The organism is Nodosilinea sp. LEGE 07298 (assembly GCF_015207265.1).
Taxonomy (GTDB): Bacteria; Cyanobacteriota; Cyanobacteriia; order Phormidesmidales; family Phormidesmidaceae; genus Nodosilinea.
In genome coordinates, this window is the sequence record NZ_JADEXE010000004.1 from 24,147 (window position 1) to 42,111 (window position 17,965).

At 54.0% G+C, this 17,965-nt stretch carries 17 protein-coding genes; 10 read left to right on the top strand and 7 right to left on the bottom strand.

The window, feature by feature from the left end; all coding sequences use genetic code 11:
• Nucleotides 1-83: 83 nt before the first annotated feature.
• The 4 genes from IQ273_RS01015 (at nt 84) to IQ273_RS01030 (ending at nt 4,278) form a co-directional block, all read left to right on the top strand.
• Nucleotides 84-773, top strand: a complete 690-nt coding sequence (locus tag IQ273_RS01015; RefSeq protein ID WP_228052200.1) for a toll/interleukin-1 receptor domain-containing protein — start codon at nt 84-86, stop codon at nt 771-773.
• Entirely contained in the window at nt 736-912 is a 177-nt protein-coding gene (locus tag IQ273_RS01020; RefSeq protein ID WP_194021213.1) for a hypothetical protein, read from the top strand. Before IQ273_RS01015 ends, IQ273_RS01020 begins: the two co-directional genes overlap by 38 nt.
• A 292-nt stretch (nt 913-1,204) precedes the next feature.
• A complete protein-coding gene (locus IQ273_RS01025; RefSeq protein ID WP_194021215.1) occupies nt 1,205-3,619 on the top strand; it encodes a GUN4 domain-containing protein in 2,415 nt (804 codons plus the stop codon).
• Nucleotides 3,620-3,801: 182 nt separating this feature from the next.
• Nucleotides 3,802-4,278, top strand: a complete 477-nt coding sequence (locus IQ273_RS01030) for a hypothetical protein (RefSeq protein ID WP_194021218.1) — start codon at nt 3,802-3,804, stop codon at nt 4,276-4,278.
• An 82-nt stretch (nt 4,279-4,360) separates the two neighbouring features.
• Here the strand turns inward: IQ273_RS01030 and msrB are convergent, their stop codons facing one another.
• Nucleotides 4,361-4,891: a peptide-methionine (R)-S-oxide reductase MsrB gene (gene msrB, locus IQ273_RS01035; protein WP_194021220.1), complete on the bottom strand. Its 531-nt coding sequence runs from the start codon at nt 4,889-4,891 to the stop codon at nt 4,361-4,363.
• 207 nt (nt 4,892-5,098) lie between these two features.
• On the opposite strand from msrB, the gene IQ273_RS01040 reads away from it, so the two are divergent.
• A complete protein-coding gene (locus IQ273_RS01040) occupies nt 5,099-6,352 on the top strand; it encodes a DUF4336 domain-containing protein (RefSeq protein WP_194021222.1) in 1,254 nt (417 codons plus the stop codon).
• 52 nt (nt 6,353-6,404) lie between these two features.
• Here IQ273_RS01040 and IQ273_RS01045 read toward each other — a convergent pair whose 3' ends face one another.
• From IQ273_RS01045 to IQ273_RS01055, 3 genes are all read right to left on the bottom strand, one after another.
• A complete protein-coding gene (locus IQ273_RS01045; RefSeq protein ID WP_194021224.1) occupies nt 6,405-6,974 on the bottom strand; it encodes a hypothetical protein in 570 nt (189 codons plus the stop codon).
• A 109-nt stretch (nt 6,975-7,083) separates the two neighbouring features.
• Complete coding sequence (locus IQ273_RS01050; RefSeq protein ID WP_194021226.1) at nt 7,084-7,875, bottom strand: YoaK family protein; 792 nt, start codon at nt 7,873-7,875, stop codon at nt 7,084-7,086.
• Nucleotides 7,876-8,003: 128 nt separating this feature from the next.
• A complete protein-coding gene (locus tag IQ273_RS01055) occupies nt 8,004-8,861 on the bottom strand; it encodes a hypothetical protein (protein WP_194021228.1) in 858 nt (285 codons plus the stop codon).
• A 223-nt stretch (nt 8,862-9,084) separates the two neighbouring features.
• On the opposite strand from IQ273_RS01055, the gene IQ273_RS01060 reads away from it, so the two are divergent.
• The 3 genes from IQ273_RS01060 (at nt 9,085) to IQ273_RS01070 (ending at nt 13,141) form a co-directional block, all read left to right on the top strand.
• Nucleotides 9,085-9,324 (top strand): hypothetical protein, encoded by a 240-nt coding sequence (locus IQ273_RS01060; protein ID WP_194021230.1) that lies wholly within the window; start codon nt 9,085-9,087, stop codon nt 9,322-9,324.
• Between the two features lie 44 nt (nt 9,325-9,368).
• A complete protein-coding gene (locus IQ273_RS01065) occupies nt 9,369-10,802 on the top strand; it encodes a uracil-xanthine permease family protein (RefSeq protein WP_228052201.1) in 1,434 nt (477 codons plus the stop codon).
• A gap of 392 nt (nt 10,803-11,194) precedes the next feature.
• Nucleotides 11,195-13,141, top strand: coding sequence for an iron uptake porin (locus IQ273_RS01070; protein ID WP_194021232.1), 1,947 nt, complete (start codon nt 11,195-11,197; stop codon nt 13,139-13,141).
• A 170-nt stretch (nt 13,142-13,311) separates the two neighbouring features.
• Here IQ273_RS01070 and IQ273_RS01075 read toward each other — a convergent pair whose 3' ends face one another.
• Nucleotides 13,312-13,500: a CPXCG motif-containing cysteine-rich protein gene (locus tag IQ273_RS01075; protein WP_194021234.1), complete on the bottom strand. Its 189-nt coding sequence runs from the start codon at nt 13,498-13,500 to the stop codon at nt 13,312-13,314.
• 197 nt (nt 13,501-13,697) lie between these two features.
• Here IQ273_RS01075 and IQ273_RS01080 point away from each other — a divergent pair, with 197 nt between their 5' ends.
• Nucleotides 13,698-14,249, top strand: coding sequence for a hypothetical protein (locus tag IQ273_RS01080; protein WP_194021236.1), 552 nt, complete (start codon nt 13,698-13,700; stop codon nt 14,247-14,249).
• A 137-nt stretch (nt 14,250-14,386) separates the two neighbouring features.
• Here IQ273_RS01080 and IQ273_RS01085 read toward each other — a convergent pair whose 3' ends face one another.
• Both IQ273_RS01085 and IQ273_RS01090 read right to left on the bottom strand, forming a co-directional pair.
• Nucleotides 14,387-14,791: a DUF2721 domain-containing protein gene (locus IQ273_RS01085; protein ID WP_194021272.1), complete on the bottom strand. Its 405-nt coding sequence runs from the start codon at nt 14,789-14,791 to the stop codon at nt 14,387-14,389.
• Between the two features lie 146 nt (nt 14,792-14,937).
• Nucleotides 14,938-15,942, bottom strand: coding sequence for a phosphoribulokinase (locus IQ273_RS01090; protein ID WP_194021238.1), 1,005 nt, complete (start codon nt 15,940-15,942; stop codon nt 14,938-14,940).
• A gap of 746 nt (nt 15,943-16,688) precedes the next feature.
• Between IQ273_RS01090 and petH the strand changes: the two genes are divergently transcribed.
• The gene (petH, locus tag IQ273_RS01095) at nt 16,689-17,948 is read left to right on the top strand and encodes a ferredoxin--NADP reductase (RefSeq protein WP_194021240.1); all 1,260 of its coding nucleotides are present in this window, start codon (nt 16,689-16,691) and stop codon (nt 17,946-17,948) included.
• Nucleotides 17,949-17,965 lie beyond the last annotated feature (17 nt).

Consider the following 17,965-nt stretch of genomic DNA (forward strand, 5'->3'; position numbering starts at 1 on the left):
ATAACTCGGCGTTTGGAGAAATCTGCTCGGCGTGCCGAGAAAATTACTCGAAACCTGGAGCAAACCGCTCGGAATCTCGCCCTTTGGGGCTGAAGACTGAGGTTAAGATTGACCAAACCGCCCCTTCACCGCCACTGTCGCCAGCCCCGCCACCGATGCCCAGTATTTCTATCTCCTACCGCATCAGCGACAGCGCCGATATCACCGGGCGCATCCGCGAACGGCTGGTGGATTACTTTGGGGCTGAGCAAATTTTTCGCGATGTGCAGTCTATCCCTCTAGGTATCGACTTTCGAGACAACATCAACACCGAGCTAGACAATTGCCAGGTAATGGTGGTGGTAATTGGCCCCACGTGGCTCAGCGTTGAAGATACTGATGGCGATCGCCGTCTTGAGCACCCCGATGACTGGGTGCGGCGAGAAATTGAGACTGCCCTCAACCGTGGGATTCCGGTTATTCCTGTGCTGCTGGGCAACGCCCGTCTACCCAAGGCCGAAGAACTGCCCGAAAGCTTGCAGGCACTGGCCTACCGCAACAGTACCACCGCCAGGGCCGACCCTGATTTCGACCCCGATATGGCGCGACTGATTAAGAGTCTAGAGGCGGTGCTGGCTGAGCCTTCGTCCACGGCCTCTACCCCTAACAACCTGCCTCGCAGCGGTGCGGTGGAGTTTGTGGGCCGCGAAACCGACCTCAACAACCTTCATACCCAACTTCATCAATCGGATTGCGTTGCCATTACTGCCCTGGGCGGCATGGGGCATTGGTAAGACCGAGCTGGCCCTGAAATATGCCTTGCACGACCGCGCCCAGGGCACCTATCCCGGCGGTATCTACTGGCTGCAAGCTAAAGAGCTAGCTATCGGCATCGAGATCGTTAACTTTACCCTTGTCTACCTATGGTCATAGACGACGTAAGCGGCCCCGGCGACAACGCAGTCTATGCTGCTATCAAGCCCTACCTGCCACACTCAAAAAACGCTTTCGGGTGGTGAGCAGCACCCGCCTGCAACTAGACACATCTAAACGATGGTGCAGATCGACGTACTGAGCAAGACTGCGATCGCCTTAGACTTTATCGTGCCGCTTAATGGAAAGAGTTTGCTTACTTTGCAAAGTATGGGCTGGGCTATCTTCTGCCAGTTACGGCCAAAATTAGCGTTGCGAATACTATGAGGTAATGTGATTCTACATTTTATCTATGGTTGATGAACCCGGAAACCAACCTGCCCTGGTCAATCAACTAGCTAGTGCAGCCATCAAAGTCCTTAAACCTGGAGGGGTGGGGGTTGGAAGCCTTTTGGGGCTGTGGTACTTAGTGATAGAAAGCAAAGTGGCGGAGGCGATCGCCGCTACCCTAATCGGTTTTTGCCTCTCTTACGTTAGCAAGCTGTGGGAACCCATCCACCAGGGCAACCAAACTAGGGCAAAAAACACGGGTGAGACTATCAACATCGCCATTAACGAAACTATTGAGCAACTCTTTGCCAAAGCTACTGGAGCCGAAGATATCTATCTGCTGTGCCAAGCCCTTGACTGCCGCGACTACAAACCGGAGGGCATGGGCGCACGGGATCGTATCTTTATTCCTATGCTACAAGAAGTCTTTGTGCCCCTAGAGCTAGACAGTAGCTCCATTGCTCCAGGACTAAACCGCCACGGGCAATCGCCAGAAGACTGGCAAGAACTGCGGATTTGGACATTTTTAGCTCAGGCCCAACAAGAACCTGCCTATCGACAACTGGCCGTTGTGGCTTGGGGTGGATTTGGCAAAACAACTCTGCTTAAACATCTGGCTTATATCTACAGTATGCGGCAGCATGAGCAGTATGGCGTACCACCGTTGGTGCCCATACTGCTTCCCTTACGTAAATACCGCACCCAGCTCACCAGCGCACAACCACCCACCCTGCCTGAACTGGTCATGAAGCACCACCTCAAGCACCTGGCAGAGCTTGACCCACACATTCAACGTCTACCAAATAACTGGGCTGCAACACTATTGCTCAGTGGCAAAGCCCTGACGATGATGGACGGGTTTGACGAAATTCCAGAAGCCGATCGCCCTGCCCTTAGCCGATGGATCAGCGATCAGATGCGCCGCTTCGACCGTTCAGTGTTCATCCTCACTTCGCGCCCCACTGCCTACAGAGACAATTTTGCTGAACCCCTACGTACCAAACTGTGGGTGCGCCCCTTTAAACCTAAGCAGCAGCATGACTTTGTGCAGCAGTGGTATCTGTGCCAAGAGCGGCTTGACCGGGGTGGGCGCGACACCCCTGAGGTGCAGCGCGAAGCCAAGCGCAACGCAAACAACCTGCTAAGACAACTCAACGACACTAATCGCCCAGAACTCGCTGATTTAGCCAAAAATCCACTGTTGCTCAACCTGCTCGCCACCTACCACCGCAGCAACCCCGGCGTAGAGCTACCCCGCCAGCGGGCTGAGCTTTACCAAGATATTTGCACCCTGCAACTGCGCAAACGCCCGGATGCCCGCAGTATCGAGTTGCCCCTATCGCCCAGTCAACGCCAAAGTGTACTTCAGGCTGTGGCTCTGACAATGATGCAGCGCAACCTTAGGCTCATTCCAGAGCACGAGCTAGTGCAGCAAATTGCCTTGATCTTTCAGGCTCAAGGCCATACCGTTGACCCAAAAGTCTTCCTGAGGCAAATTATCGATGTCAGCGAACTCGTTGTGCGCCAAGGGTTAGAGGGCTGTGAGTTTGCACACCTTAGCTTCCAAGAATTTTTGGCTGCCGCCCAAATTAGTGCCCTCAACCAAGAGGCGCTGCTTTATCCCCACCTGGCCAATGCCAACACACAAGGCGACGACCTTGCTTGGTGGCGACAGACCATTTTGCTTTACGCTGCCCAAACCAATCCCACTGGTCTGATCAAAGAAGTCCTGCGCCAGGGTGCCCACGATCTAGCCTACGCCTGTTGGCAAGAAAGCCAGCGCACCCTAGATGCTAATATTGCCGCCGAGCTAGAAGCGCTTAAACTTACATTGCAAACCTCTCGCTATGCGAAGCTAGAAGAACTGCTAAAAACCCAGCAGTGGTGTAAAGCGGATGAAGAAACCTATAGGCTGATGATTACCACCGTAGGCAAAGAAGAAGGTCAGGAGTTTGACCCAGAGGACCTGCTCAGTTTTCCCTGTGACGATTTAAAGACTATTGATGAGCTATGGGTGACCTGTAGCGATGGCAAATTTGGCTTTAGCGTACAAAAGCAAATCTATGTAAAGTGTGGTGCTAAGCTGGACAGCAAATACCCAGGTGATACGATTTGGGAAAATTTTTGCGATCGCCTAGGCTGGCTCAAAGCAGGCAAGTATCTGGGCTACAACGACCTGAAAGCAGACCCATCTATATCTCCCACCGGAGAATTTCCGATTGCGAGAATCTTTTGGGGGTGGGGACAATTTTCCTTTGGTGAAGGTGGTGGAGCGAGCAGGAAAGAAAAGGAAAGTGGATGGAGCTTGGAGGAAGAGATCGAGCGCAGAAGGAATAAATCAAGGGGATCAATGGGATGGACAGTCGAAAGAGAACAAATGAAAATGAAGGAAAACCTTAGGAGGATTGTCCATCTTCTCTCACATCAAGACTTATAAGGTCAATATCTGTTGATGCTGCGATTATTTAGAAACGTGAAGTCTGTCTCCCCGACTCAGTTCTTAAATGCCGTGGGTCAGCCGTAGGATCAGGTGCATAAATAAAAAAAATGCGATCTTTGTAAAGATTTTATATTCGCGGTTGGGAATCCTTCTAGAAACCCTCTAGGAGGCATCTGACCATGACCAGCAACTACATTAGCGCCACCCTCTCCCTGCAAGACCGCGACGAGATCATGGCGGCCATTGCCACCATTCGCGACCGACTCCCCTTCGTCATCGACGTAGCACCCAAAGTCAAACGCTCCATGCCCAAAATGGGCGACAAGAGCCGCGCCTTTGTGCAAAAAGCCCTCGACGTCGCCATCCAAAACCCCGACTTTTTGCCCCGCTCCTTTGATATCGCCGAACTCCAGCGCGATGTAGAGCTGTTCGAGAAGATCTATCCCCTAGCCATGGCCCTCACCCAGCTCCAGGCCGACCTCGACGACACCCTCGCCGCCGTTGGCAGCGACGCCTTTACCGCCGCCCTTCAGGTTTACCGCCACGCCAAAGCCCACGGCGACGGCAGCGGCCTCGACACCCTGGTCGAAGAACTGGGCCAGCGCTTCGATCGCCAGCCCCGCAAAAAAGCTGTCGCCGTCGAGCCAGCAATGTAGGCCCTTGATGTAGGCAATTACAGAGCAATCCCCCCTGTCCGCGGATGGCGTGGACAGGGGGGATTGCTTCATCTACCTAGAATTAGGCCTCCTCGGGCACAAACTCTAGCGAGACGCCATTCATGCAGTAGCGCTGGCCGGTGGGTTCAGGCCCATCAGGGAATACGTGGCCCAGGTGACCACCGCAGGTGGCACAGTGCACTTCAACGCGGGTCATAAAGAAGGAGCGATCGGTAGTGGTTGCGATCGCGCCCTCAATCGGCTTGTAAAAGCTGGGCCAACCGGTGCCGCTGTTGAACTTGGTGTCGGAGGTAAACAGCGGCGTGCCGCAGGCTGAGCACTTAAATACGCCGGGTTCATACACCTTGTCGAGGGGGCTAGAGCCAGCCCGCTCTGTGCCGTGCTTACGCAGCACTCGAAACTGCTCGGGGGTCAGCTGCTCGCGCCACTGCTCTTCGGTCTTGTTGACGGTAAATTGCTCGTTGGAGGTTGCCATAGTCTCTACTAATTTGGAATCGACTTGTTTGGAAAGAAGTTCAGCGGTGAAATTGTTCAACAGCCAGGTGCCGCCAACCACGGCGGTACCGGCTTCTAGGAGCTTACGTCGCTTCATGGCGAGGTCAAACCATCGGTGGGTAGGTGAATGGAGGCGGGCGATCGCCCTGCGGCTCGTTTTATTTAACTTAACGTATCTGCCCAGCTCACCGCTGATAGCCCGGTGAGAATTTGCCCCAGCTCCCCTGAACCCCCGGTTCTTTAGTAGGCTATGACTACTATTGATACCGTCTGATCACCCTCCAGGGATTGCCGCTCCGCCCCTATGTCAGCTATCGCTTCTGCCCCGTCTAAACGTCGCGACCACGCCTGGCCCTTTTGGCCTGTAGTGCCCCTCTACCCCTACGGCCAGCGGCCAACCCTGCGAGTCGAGGTGGTCAAAGACCAGGTCTGGACCTTTGAGCAGTTTCAGGGCATTTTCTACGTGGTGGTGCCCATTCGCATGACGGTGGTGCGGCTAGAGCCGACGGGGCTGCTGGTGTATTCGCCCGTTGCCCCCACGCCAGAATGCATCGCCCTGGTGCGCGAGCTAGAGGAGCGCTACGGCCCGGTCAAGTACATCATTATGTCTACGGTGACGGGCATTGAGCACAAGGTGTTTGTCGGCCCCTTTGCCCGCCGCTTTGCCCAGGCCCAGGTCTACGTCACCCCCAACCAGTGGAGCTTTCCGTTCAACTTGCCGCTGCCCTGGCTGGGGCTGCCGCGCGATCGCACTCACATGCTGCCCGCCGATAGCTCCCAGGCCCCCTTTGCCGACCAGGTTGACTACGCCCTGCTGCCCCCGATTGACCTGGGCCTGGGGCCATTTGGCGAAACCGCCTGCTTCCACCGGGCCAGCCGCACCCTGCTGCTAACCGATGCGATCGTGGCGGTGCCAGAGGAACCTCCCGCGATCGTGCAGATCGACCCCTTCCCGCTGCTGTTCCACGCCCGCGACAGCGCCACCGAGGCGATAGTTGATACGCCCGCTAATCGGCGCAAAGGGTGGCAGCGCATTGCCCTGTTTGCCTTTTATTTTTGCCCCAGCACCCTGGAGGTAGCCACCACCGGGGAAATGTTCAAAGAGGCGAAGCAGGCTCCAGTGCGATCGCGCCGCCACTACTTTGGCTTCTACCCCTTTCGCTGGCGGCCCGACTGGCCCCAGTCGTTTCAGGCTCTGCACAACCACGGTCAGCTCCAGGTGGCCCCCATTCTGCAAACGCTAATCTTTAACCGTGGCCCTCAGGAGGTTTTAGACTGGGCCAAAAACGTGGCTAGCTGGCAGTTTGAGCGTATCATTCCGGCCCATCTGGCCGCGCCCATTACCGCTACGCCAAAGCAGTTTTTGGCGGCATTCGAGTTTTTGTATACCGAGCAAACCTCAGCGGCCCCACAGAGCTTGCCCCAGGCCGATTTCGACCTGCTGCGCCAGATCGAGGGGCTCTTGCTAAGCCGAGGAATTTCTCGGCCGCGCCAGTCTGCGCCCGCGATCGGCACAACCATCGGCCAAAAAACAGACGACAAAAAAACAGAGGCCTAAGCGGCCTCTGCGGCGGAAAAAAGGGCGGAAACCGATGCCGTCTAGAGCAAACCTACTCGGCCATAGCCTCCATTTTGGCGGAAATTTTTTCTTTGATTTCTTCAATGCTGGGCATAAATGCTTTCTTCTTCTCAAAGCCTAGCTTGATTTTTTCGGCAATTTCTTCGGGGGTAGGAGCCATTTCACCGTCAACGGCATCGGGGGCAAACGACGCTTTACTTTCCATACCCAGCTTGATTTTTTCAGCAATTTCATCCGGAGTCGGCATGAACATTTCCTTCTTGTTCATAAAGACCTCTTTTTTCTGCTCCGGAGTTAGCGCCGCAAACAGCTGGCCCTTGGGAACAGTCTTGATGATGGAGGCCAGTTCACCCTTTTGTTCGAGAGTTAGCGCCATGCGTCTAAATGCTTTACGCAGGCTATAGCCCTCCTGAATGGCCTGCTCAAACTTTTCGCGTTGTTCAGGAAAGAGAATATTCTCAATTTCAGGCACGTATTTTGACTGCAAATCCTCGATTAGAGTTGCCTGCTCAGAGGTAAGATCAACGTCATTAAAGAACGGCAGCGAAAAGGGAAACGGCTTGGCACTGGCTGGGCTGACGGCCAGGGTTAGTGAAACCAAAGTGCAAAACACAACGGCGAGAAGCTTTCTCAACATACTAATTCTCCGTACTAGTTAACTAACACAACGCTAACGTAAACCAACTGTAGCCGCCCTTTAAAGGAGTGACCTAGCTCTCGTCGCTCACCGTCTTAAAATGTTCAGAGAAGGCTACAACTGCCATGAACGATATTACAATGACCGGTATCACCAGGCTCCACCAGGTTTCAGAAATTAGCACAAAGTAAGTAGCCCCCAAGCCTCCCAGCGCGAAACCAGCCATAATGGGTAAAATTCGTCCCATCCGTTCTATAGATTCGGCAGCGGCGAGGGAGGCCTTTTCGTCGCCTGACGGGGCAAGTTTTGATACAGCCACCTGCACCAAATCGATTGTGAGCTGGGTCGTATTGCCGGTCATGACAGTGGTGGGTATGTAGCTTTTAAACACCCCTTTGGCCTCCTTCATTAGGGCATTTTGAATTCCCATAGCCACTACTCCAGTAATGCCAATAGGCAGAATGTACTCTTCTTGAATGCTAAAGATAAGCGCCGGGGATAAGTTGACGCCAACAATCAAAAAAGTCGTTAAGGCCACGGCCTCAGCGGCCAGTAAGATCGCAAAAACAGGCCACTTTTTCTTGCGAGCATAGCGGGCCAGCAGCGACGTGCCCGCCACCGACACCATGAAGGCTGGAATCATCAGCAGGTGGGTAATGACAGACTCTTCGTCGGCCATCACAAACTCGTACCCGGCCAGGGCAATATTGCCGGTAACGTGGGCCGTGAAAATGCCAAACAAAATAATAAAGGCAGAGGTATCGACAAACCCCGCCACCCAGCTCAGCATAAACCCGGCTGGGCCATCGCTAAGTAGGTAGCTGCCCAGGCTAAACTCAGATTTAGTCGGAGAACTCGCAACCATGGTAACTATCTAAACTGTGCAGCGGTAAACCAAAAGATGACCGACCTTAAAACTACTTGGAGCATTAGAACTACTTGGGGCTATCATGGGCGGTTGTCCGCTCGTCGTCGGTAGCAGACATAACGGTATTACCCCTTGCCATCGGTTTCGGCTTTGGGGGCAATGATTTTAATCGCCTGGTACAGGTGGCTATCGGTTGTAAACGCTACCGTTTCGGCGGCCTCGTCCTCTTCAAAATCATCTTCAGATTGGGCAGTAGCTAGCGCGATCTGGGGCACCTGGCTGGGGTCGCTAAACTCAGCGGCGCTGCCCCAGTAAGTCAGCAGGGCAATATGAGGCGTATCAATACCCTTGAGCAGTACGGCGGTGCGGGGGGCAGGATAGAGCTGGGGAATAGTCTCAAGGGCTGCTCGGGCAAACACCAGGAGTTTGGCCTGATGCTCAGCGGTGTCGGTGGTCATATCGCTAATTTGCACCAGGGCCGTGCTGCCAGGGATACTCGCTACCATACCGGGCGGCGCTACTACCTGGTCGATGGCAAACGAAGTTGTCAACAGGGGGTCGCCCAGGTCAGTACTTTCTTTGTCTTTACCCTTGCCCTTGCCGCCCTTACTGTATTGCGCATAGTACGTTTCGTAATCTTTGCCGTCGCTGGTCAGCGAGCTTTGAAAGGCGTTGTAGCTAGCCTGGTCGGCCCACTGGCTCAGCTCTACAGCCCTGAGTCCATCGGTACTAGAGAAAAGTGCTAGCCCATAAAAGCCAGGAATGGTTTTGTAAAAGGATTTAGTGGTCTTGTAAAAGGATTTAACGGCATCGGCTTGGGTGGCAGGGTTGGTTTCGTAGAGGGAAATTACCGCGATCGCATCGTCGCCCGCCTTAAACACCATGGGTTCAACAGTCTTGTCCGCTAAGGCAGGGTTGCTGGGCAGCAGCAGCAACAGACCCAGTAGGCACACACCCAAAAATTTTCCCAAACCCTTCGTCATGACTCTTCTAACACCTCATTAGGGGTGATCGGGGGCAGATTTAGGATCCTGACGACCGACTCAACGCCCCATCCTAGCGGCAGGGACATGGGCATTTTGTTAGTTTCAATACCGTTTCTCAGCATCCTTTAGGGGCATAACGTAAAGCACACCTCTCCTAGGAGAGATTTTTCAGTGATTTTCGATAAATTTAACCCCGCGTCCAACAGGAGCATGGTGTCCTGTGCTCTTCACTACAGAACGGCCTGAGCCTTTCTCTTATAACTTCCTTGAGCATGTGTATACAGTACACCGTATTCAACTTGCTTTTGTCGGTTTAGAGAAAGTGCCGGGTGCTGTAGGGGGTTTACCAGAGGATTGGACGGTCAAATTGGCTGAAGTTTTACCACATGAATCTCTCAAAGCTTTTTGTTTGTATCTCAGTGAACAAAAAAACTTGTTCTTGGTTGTAATCCTTTGTTAGGTCGCAAAGCCCAGGCATTTTAAGAAACATTTTTGGGAGGGTATATGACACAGGCAGACCGTGAAAGCGCCATTGAACAAGAGATGGGCGGCGACAGAATTAGTTTTCAGTCTGAATTGCTCTACGGCTTAAACGATAAACCGCCGGTTGGGGAGTCAATATTTGTCGCTATTCAGCACGTTCTAGCGTCGTTTGTCGGTATTATCACCCCAGGTTTAATCATCTGTGGTGCGCTGGGGGTCAGTCCCGCAGATACGGGTATTATCGTCAGCATGTCCTTGTTTTCTAGCGGACTTTGCACGTTTATTCAGTGTCGAAAGTTTGGGCCGATTGGGTCTGGTCTACTGAGTTTACAAGGCACTAGTTTTGCTTTTTTAGGGCCGGTGATTGGGGTGGGCTCAGCAGCGATCGCTACCGGAAGTACGCCTGAGCAGGCGCTGGCGCTGATTTTTGGCGTCTGCTTTTTTGGCTCTGCGATCGAGATTATCTTGAGCCGATTTCTGCACCTGCTCCAGCAGATTATTACTCCAGTGGTGACGGGCACCGTAGTAATGATCATTGGTTTGAGCTTGATCAAAACCGGGTTTTTTAGCTTGGCTGGCGGCGCACCGGCTCTGGCAAGCGAAACCTTTGGCAGTACTCAGAATCTGACTTTGGGTGGGTTCGTCTTGGCGATCGTGGTCTTTCTTACCCTCTCGCAAAATCGATTTTTGAGAATGGGGGCGATCGCGATTGGGTTAGTAATCGGCTATATTATTGCGATCGTTTTAGGCCTAGTAGACTTCAGTTCTCTCAGCACGCTGCCGCTGATTCGCCTGCCTCTTCCCCTGCGCTACGGCCTAGACTTCAACTTTGCGGCCTTTGCTCCCTTTGCAATTCTCTACGTGATTACCGCCATTGAAACTATCGGTGATCTGACCGCAACCTCTGCGGTTTCGGGTGAGCCGGTTTCGGGGCCTATCTACTTTCGTCGGATTAAGGGCGGTGTACTAGGCGATGGGGTTAACTCAGCGATTGCGGCCGTTCTAAACACCTTTCCCAATACAACCTTTAGCCAAAACAACGGCGTAATTCAAATGACCGGTGTAGGCAGCCGTTATGTGGGTTTCTACGTAGCCGGTATCTTCGCGATTCTCGGTCTAATCCCCATTGTTGGCGGTATCTTTCAGGTCATTCCTCAGCCGGTTTTAGGCGGGGCTACCCTGGTTATGTTTGGTTCAATCGCGGTGGCAGGCTTGAACATTGTGGCGTCTACCGGGCTCGATCGCCGCACTGCCGTTATCGTTGCGGTTTCTCTAGCCTTGGGTTTAGGGGTGGTTTACTCTCCCGATATCTTTGCTGATAAGCCTGCGCTGATTAAGAACATTTTTTCATCTGGTATTTCTACTGGCGGTCTAACGGCCATTCTTTTGAATATTGTTCTGCCCGGTCGTCCCAAGGCCAGGGTTGAAGCCAGTCCTGGGTTGTCAGAAGCCTAGGAAATCTCTAGCGAGTCATCTGGGGAGAACGTTGAGTGTTTCAGGGGGGGGGCATGATCATTGGCTGGTTTTAGCTAATGCCTCAGCCTGGTTGTAGTCGTAGCCAATGCCCGTAGCTACGACCGCAGCAGATTTGAAGTAAACGCCGATGAGGTGGAACAAGCTCTCGTTGGTGGTCTGTCAGGTCAGCCCCGAAGTACTGGGGCCATTGCATTGGGTTGAGTGCGATCGGCCAGGGAAAAGACTACTGAGTGGCTCTGTCGGAGATACGGTCTTGACCTGGTTTCTTAACCCCTTGGGAGTGATGAGTCTAAAGTTATCGACTAGCTTTCGCTCATTGAGTTCCCAGAGATCGACGGATGTGAGGATGTGTTTTGGTGTGAGGAAAATCGATGGTGAATGTTTTGTCTTGGCAGGCTATGGCCCGCTTATGTTTGGGCGGCTGCGAGCGCAGCCTGGTAGCGACAGCGGTGCTGCTGCTATCGGCGACGGCGGCAGTAGCGAGTGCGCCCGATGCTGAAGGCGTAGATCGGGGCGGTGGGGCTGCGATCGCGGCCGCTACGGTCGAAAATGTAGCGCTACCCCCAAATGAAGCACCCGTAGCGCTAGCCGTGGTGCCAACGGCTCAAACCGCTGCACTGGCAGCACCAACCGATAATTTGATCGCTGCTGAGCCGCTAGAAACGACCGAGCCAGACGCTACCGGCATATTTCGGGTTGACGACCTGGAAGCCAGCTTAAATGACGAGGCCACGGTACAGCCAGTCCTCACCGATGACCTGGCTCAGGTCACTCGTGTTACTGATTTTTCCGATGTATCGCCCTCCGATTGGGCCTTTCAGGCGCTGAGCAACCTGGTCGAAAGCTATGGCTGCATTCAGGGCTACCCCGACAGCACCTTTCGGGGGCAGCGCTCTCTCACCCGCTTTGAGTTTGCCGCTGGCCTCAACGCCTGTCTAGATGTGATTGTTAGTACCCTAGGCACCGACGTTTCAGAAGAAGATCTGGCTACCATTCGTCGCCTTCAAGAGGAGTTTGCAGCCGAGATAGCGTCTCTGGGCGGTCGAGTCGACCAGCTAGAGGCCGAAACCGCTCAGTTGCAGGCGCAGCAGTTCTCCACGGTTACCAAACTGCGGGGCCAGGTTTTTTCCAGCCTGGGCGGCGGTTTCACGAACGGAGATATCTTAGCTGAGGGGCGCAGTATATTCGATCAAAATCCCCGTGGTATTGTGCGTACGGTCACCGGCAACCCGGCGATCAGCACCACCAATCTGCTCTGGCTCAACCTAGATACCTCCTTCAGCGGGGCCGATCGCCTCAAGCTACAGCTGTTGACCGGTGCTGGTAGTGGCCCTGCCAACCTCTATGGCTCGGCGGGTCTGTTTAATACCTTTGGGACAACCTTTGTCAATCAGGGTGGCGTACCTGCCGGGCGAGACTTTAGCGTCTTTATCCGAGAGCTGAGCTATGCCTTCCCGGTGGGAGACAGCTTGACCATTGACATTGGCCCCCGAATTAACTGGTACGCCTACTTCGACAACAACCGCTACACCTTCTTTTTGACTGGGGCTAACAGCTTTAACTCCAGCGGTGGCACTCAGGTCAACACAGTTGACCGGGGTACGGGCGCGATCGCGGTTTGGAACGTAGCCGACTGGCTCGATGTGCGAGTTGGCTATCTGGCCGAAAACACCGAATTTGTCGGCGGCAACAAGGCCCCAAGCGACCCCAGTATCGGCTTGTTTGGCGGCACCAGCACCCTCACGGGTCAGATTGGCATCAGGCCCTTTGATAACTTAAACCTGCGGTTTTTGTACACCCGCTCCAACCTAATGCCCAACGGTTTTGGGCTGATCGGCGGTACCTTTGGCGAACCGATCTACGGCTTTGCCGACGATGGGGCTGGCGGCCCGTTGACCAATGCTCCGGCTGACACTTTTCTAGTTAACTTCGACTGGACGCCGGTGAGCTGGCTCGGTCTCTTTGGCCGCTATAGCTACGGGAGTGTCGATCTAACCTCTGCCATTAGCCGGGCTGGTATAGGCAGTGTCGATTCCCAGTCTTTCCAGGTTGGGCTGGCCTTTCCCAACTTGTTTAAGGAAGGAGCACTGGCGACAGTCTCCTACCTAGTTCCCTTTAGCGTTCTCAACGGAGAGCAGTTTTTGGCCTCAGGGTATGGCGATGGTGGTCGACAGCAGGAGATAGAGCTGTCCTACCGCTATCCACTTAGCCGAAACATTGCTGTCATGCCCTCGGTCTACTGGATCCAACAAGCTAACAACTTCAGCAGTAACCCCGACATCTTCATCTTCAATATGTTGGCCCAGCTGAGCTTCTAAGGCCAGCCGTTCTGTTCAGCAGACCAGCCTATCGCTTTGCCCCGTTTGCTAGCAGACGGGGCTTTTTTAGTCTTCAACAATAACCGGCATTTTGCGGGCGGTGACCCCCAGCTGACCTTTGTGGGCCAGGCGATAATTAGCAGTAGTTCTCACACCAAAAATTGCTGGCGCTATTCCACATAGTCGGTGGCAATATCAATGTCTAGCGAAACATCGTCTACTGTGATGTAGAGCTGGTTGGGACGACAGCACACCTGGCAGTCTTCAATGTAGGTCTGTGTCAGCCCAGCAGAGAGATCAATAAATGTAGTGTTGGGTTCGCCGCAAAAGGCACAGATATACTCAGCAGTAGATTGCATTAGCAGAGAGTTACGCGGGGTTAAGCAGGAACATTTGAAGGAGCAGCGCGTCCTCTAGCTTGAGAGGTCGTTTTGAGCGATCGCGGGCCGTATGGGCTTAACTAACCTATCATTCCCACTGACTCTGTGCCCGCTTTCTGGAACCGCTTCATGATCAAGGCACCTCTACAGTTTCAACCCCGTTTCTGGAGATTGCGATGAAAGTAAGTCATCTAGCCGCTCTTACCCTGGCAATAATGCCCGTTGGCGCTCTGGTGCAGACCTCCGTTGCCCAGGCTCAGCTGTTTGTGTCATCGCCCATTCAAGCTGTTACCCCCAACAGCGAAACCCTCTATCTCAACACCGATGCAACCGTCGAACAAACCCTCCAGGTGGGGGCAGCCACCAATCTAAACGGCCGCAACATTCCGGCTGGTTCTATCGTTCGAGGGCGGTTTGAGCCTGCCGAGGGTGGGGTCCGCTACGTCGCTACTGCCGTCGAAGTGGGCAACCAGGTTTACCCCGTCAACGCTGTTTCTGAGCTGCTGCGCGATATCAAAGACCCCAGGGAAACCAGCACGGGTGCCATTTTGACCGATGCCGGTATTGGGGCAGCGGGCGGGGCGGCTGTTGGCGGTATTCTCAGCGGTCGGCTTTCTGTTGGCAGCATTCTCGGCGGGGCCGCTGCCGGGGCCGTTATTGGCAATACCACTGCCCAGAGGGTGGTCGTGGTCGAGCCCAACCAAACCCTGACGCTGACGAGCAAGTAGTTTCGACTGCGCTCAACTACCAAGTTTCGACTGCGCTCAACTACCAAGTTTCGACTGCGCTCAACTACCAAGTTTCGACTGCGCTCAACTACCAAGTTTTGCTCAATTCCTGGAGGTTAGCGCCGTATCTCCTTGGCTTAGGCTTTGGGGCGGCGGCACTTGGCGTCAATATCGGCTAGCTCGGCCTCGATCGCTCGGGTGCTGATAGCAATTTCGTAGAGCGAGGTCAACAGCGAGGCCACCAGCAGCAGCAGGCTGAGGCCAAATAGAACTTCCGCCAGCCACTGCTGGTTGATGAATAAGCTCAGCATCGACAGGGTACAGACAATAAAGCTCGACACCCCCAGCGCCTGCATCAGGCGAATCAGAGCGATCCGCTGGCGCAGGTTAGAGATTTGGCGCTGCACCATGCTTTCAAAGTAGTCGCGCTCAGAGCTGTGGAGCTGACGAATCAGCTGAGCCAGCACCAAAAAGCGGTTGGTATAGGCCAGCAGCAGCAGCGAAATGGCCGGAAACAGCAGCGCCGGGGTAGTCAGTTCCATAGCTAGCAAAAAGAGAGGACGTCCCAAGGGATATCCTCTCTCAATTTAGCCAGACAACAAATTAAATCAGACCGGTTTAAGATTCGAGGCATCAAGTGAAAGGGCAAGCCTTAAACCTTGAACCCGATACCCTCAACCTCTCTTACCTAGGCCGTAGCGGCGACTTCGCGATTGGCGGAAATCAGACGCTCGTAAGTGGCGCGCATTTTGAGACCCACCAGCACCTGGAACAGACCGCTACCGTTGGTAGAACCGGGATACTCACGGTGCTTGAGCAGCAGCTCGGTCATTTCGCCGTAGTACTTGGTGGAGGTGTTGCTGAGGTGGCTCTCGATGTAGATCATCTCTTCGAGACGGTCGAACTGACCATCAACCTCAAGCACCGAGACCTCATGACCGTAGTAGGAGTCGGGGCCGTAGTGCATGCGAATGCCCGGATAGGAGCAGGTAAGCTTGCGCCCGCAGGGAATCCAGTCGATGGTGGAGCCTTCGTCGAACAGGTAGACGGGGTCAAAGCCCTCAATGCCTTCGCGCTGCATGAGCCGTACCCGCAGCACCTTCTTCTCCTCGTCGTTGGGAATGAGCTGGGTAGGCAGGATTTGAATGACTACATCGGCATACTGCTTTTGAATGTCGACGTAGGCTTCAAAGTCGGGGCGGCGGGCATTGATGGAGGCCAGCACGTCTTCGTAGGTGTGACCGCGCTCGGCCATATCGCGCTGAATCTTCCAGGCAATTTTGACCTCGTCGCTGATGTCGAGGTAAACGCTGAAGTCGATTAGGTCGCGCACGCGCTCGTCGTAGAGGGGGTGCAGCCCTTCGATCACGACGATGCGGTTGGGGTCAACCCGCTCGGGGGGGTCGAGTTCGCCGGTCTCATGGTTGTAGATGGGCTTGTCAATGCTCTTGCCGTCTTTCAGCGCTTTGATCTGCTCGTACATGAGGTCAAAGTTGTTGGCCTTGGGGTTGAGGGCAGTAACCCCAGCGACTTTACGCTGCTTGCGATCGAGGCTGTGATAGTCATCTAGACAGATGACGGTCATGAATTCAGCGCCGAACAAATCGCTCAGTCGTCGTAGAAACGTAGACTTGCCGCATCCAGAGTCGCCGGCGACACCAATTAGAACTACTTTGCCTGGCTTGCTGATCATAAGTTCCCTCTAAACAACCTTCTATAAAAAATAGAACCCAGCGTTGCAACGTAGTAAAGAACCCGCCAACCCCAGAGGTGGCTCTGGCCTGGCCCTTATACCCCGCGCTCCAGGGCGATCGCCCTGGTCGGCACATTACCTGTCAGTGTCGCAGTTGTGAAGCCAAAAATGCCTGGCAAAGGAAAACTAACTTTCCCTAAGGTGCCAGCACCCTACCGCTCATACAGCTGAAACTGACAACTATCAGCCTAAGCGTCGACGCTTCTACTCTCTTTGGCCTAGCTAAACCGCCGATGGCATCGAGCTAACCCAGAAGATAAGTATTTCTACCGCGATTAGCTTCATCGTATCAGAAGCTAGTATCCTTCACAACAGTTTTTGGCGGGGGATCGATGACCAATAGCGACTGAGGGTTTTGGCCTAAAGAGAGATTTTTAGACAAACTTAACGCCCACTGCTGCAAAGAACACAATCTTTCCCACAGGATGTTAATAGAGTGTAACTATTCACTGGGGCATTGGCTGGATACGGAGTTAAATGCAGGCTGCTTGGCCTGCTATATCTCTCAACCCTCAGTATTACACCGTCTTACAGTGATACCCTAAGCTAAAAGCATTTCTGATGTCACCGTCTCTGGGTTGGCCCTATGGCTGGTCGAGCAGGCGCATTAGATAGTTATGCGACGGGTCATGACGGTGTGCCTCCGTCGCACTTAGTTGGGTCTAGAGAGTCACTGAATTTTAGATATGTACAATCCAAGTGTGAGCGGCGGCAACGCCAGTACTGTGGCCGGAAGCCGTTTGTTTTTATACGAAGTGCAGGGTCTGCACCAAAATGCAGAAACCGACAAGATGAACAACCCCATTCGCAAGAGTGGCAGTGTTTTCATCACGGTGCCCTACAACCGTATGAACCAGGAGATGCAGCGCATTACCCGTATGGGCGGCAAGATTGTCAGCATTCGACCCATCGAAGAGGTGGGTACCGTTAACAATGCTGAACCTACACCCATTACGGCTCCCGTGGTTGCGCCCGCCGAAGCTGCTGCCCCAGCAGAGACTGCGCCAACCCAAACGAAGAAAAAGCCCATGACTCAAGCCGCACAAAAGCCGGGTGCCGATGTGCCCGTTAACCTTTACAAGCCTAAAGACCCCTACGTTGGCAAGGTGTTGTCGAATGAACCGCTGGTTCAAGAGGGCGGGTCAGGTATTGTTCAGCACATTACCTTTGACCTGTCTGAGGGCAACCTGCACTACGTGGAAGGCCAGAGTATTGGCATTATTCCTGCCGGTACCGATGATAAGGGTAAGCCCCACAAGCTGCGCCTTTACTCCATTGCCTCGACTCGCCACGGCGATCACATGGATGACAAGACCGTGTCGCTCTGCGTTCGCCAGCTTGAGTACAAGAGTCCTGAGTCGGGTGAAACCGTCTACGGCACCTGCTCGACCTACCTGTGTCACATTAAGCCTGGCGACGACGTGAAGATCACCGGGCCGGTGGGCAAAGAAATGCTGCTGCCCGACGATCCTGATGCCACGGTCATCATGCTGGCCACCGGAACGGGTATTGCCCCCTTCCGCGCTTACCTGTGGCGCATGTTCAAAGAAGCTGAGCGTCAGAAGAATCCTGACTACCAGTTCAAGGGCCTGGCCTGGCTGATCTTTGGTGTGCCTTACACTCCCAACGTTCTCTATAAAGAGGAGCTGGAGCAGATCCAGGAGCAGTATCCCGACAACTTCAAGCTCACCTACGCCATTAGCCGCGAGCAGCAAAATGCTGACGGGGGCCGCATGTACATTCAGCACCGGGTGGCTGAGCATGCCGACGAGCTTTGGGATCTAATGCAAAAGCCCAATACCCACACCTACATGTGTGGTCTAAAGGGTATGGAAGACGGCATTGATGAAGGTATGACCGTGGCAGCTACCAAACACGGTGTCGACTGGACCGAGTTCCGCAAGCAGATGAAGAAAGAGCACCGCTGGCATGTGGAGACCTACTAGGTCGCGGGCTAGCCAAA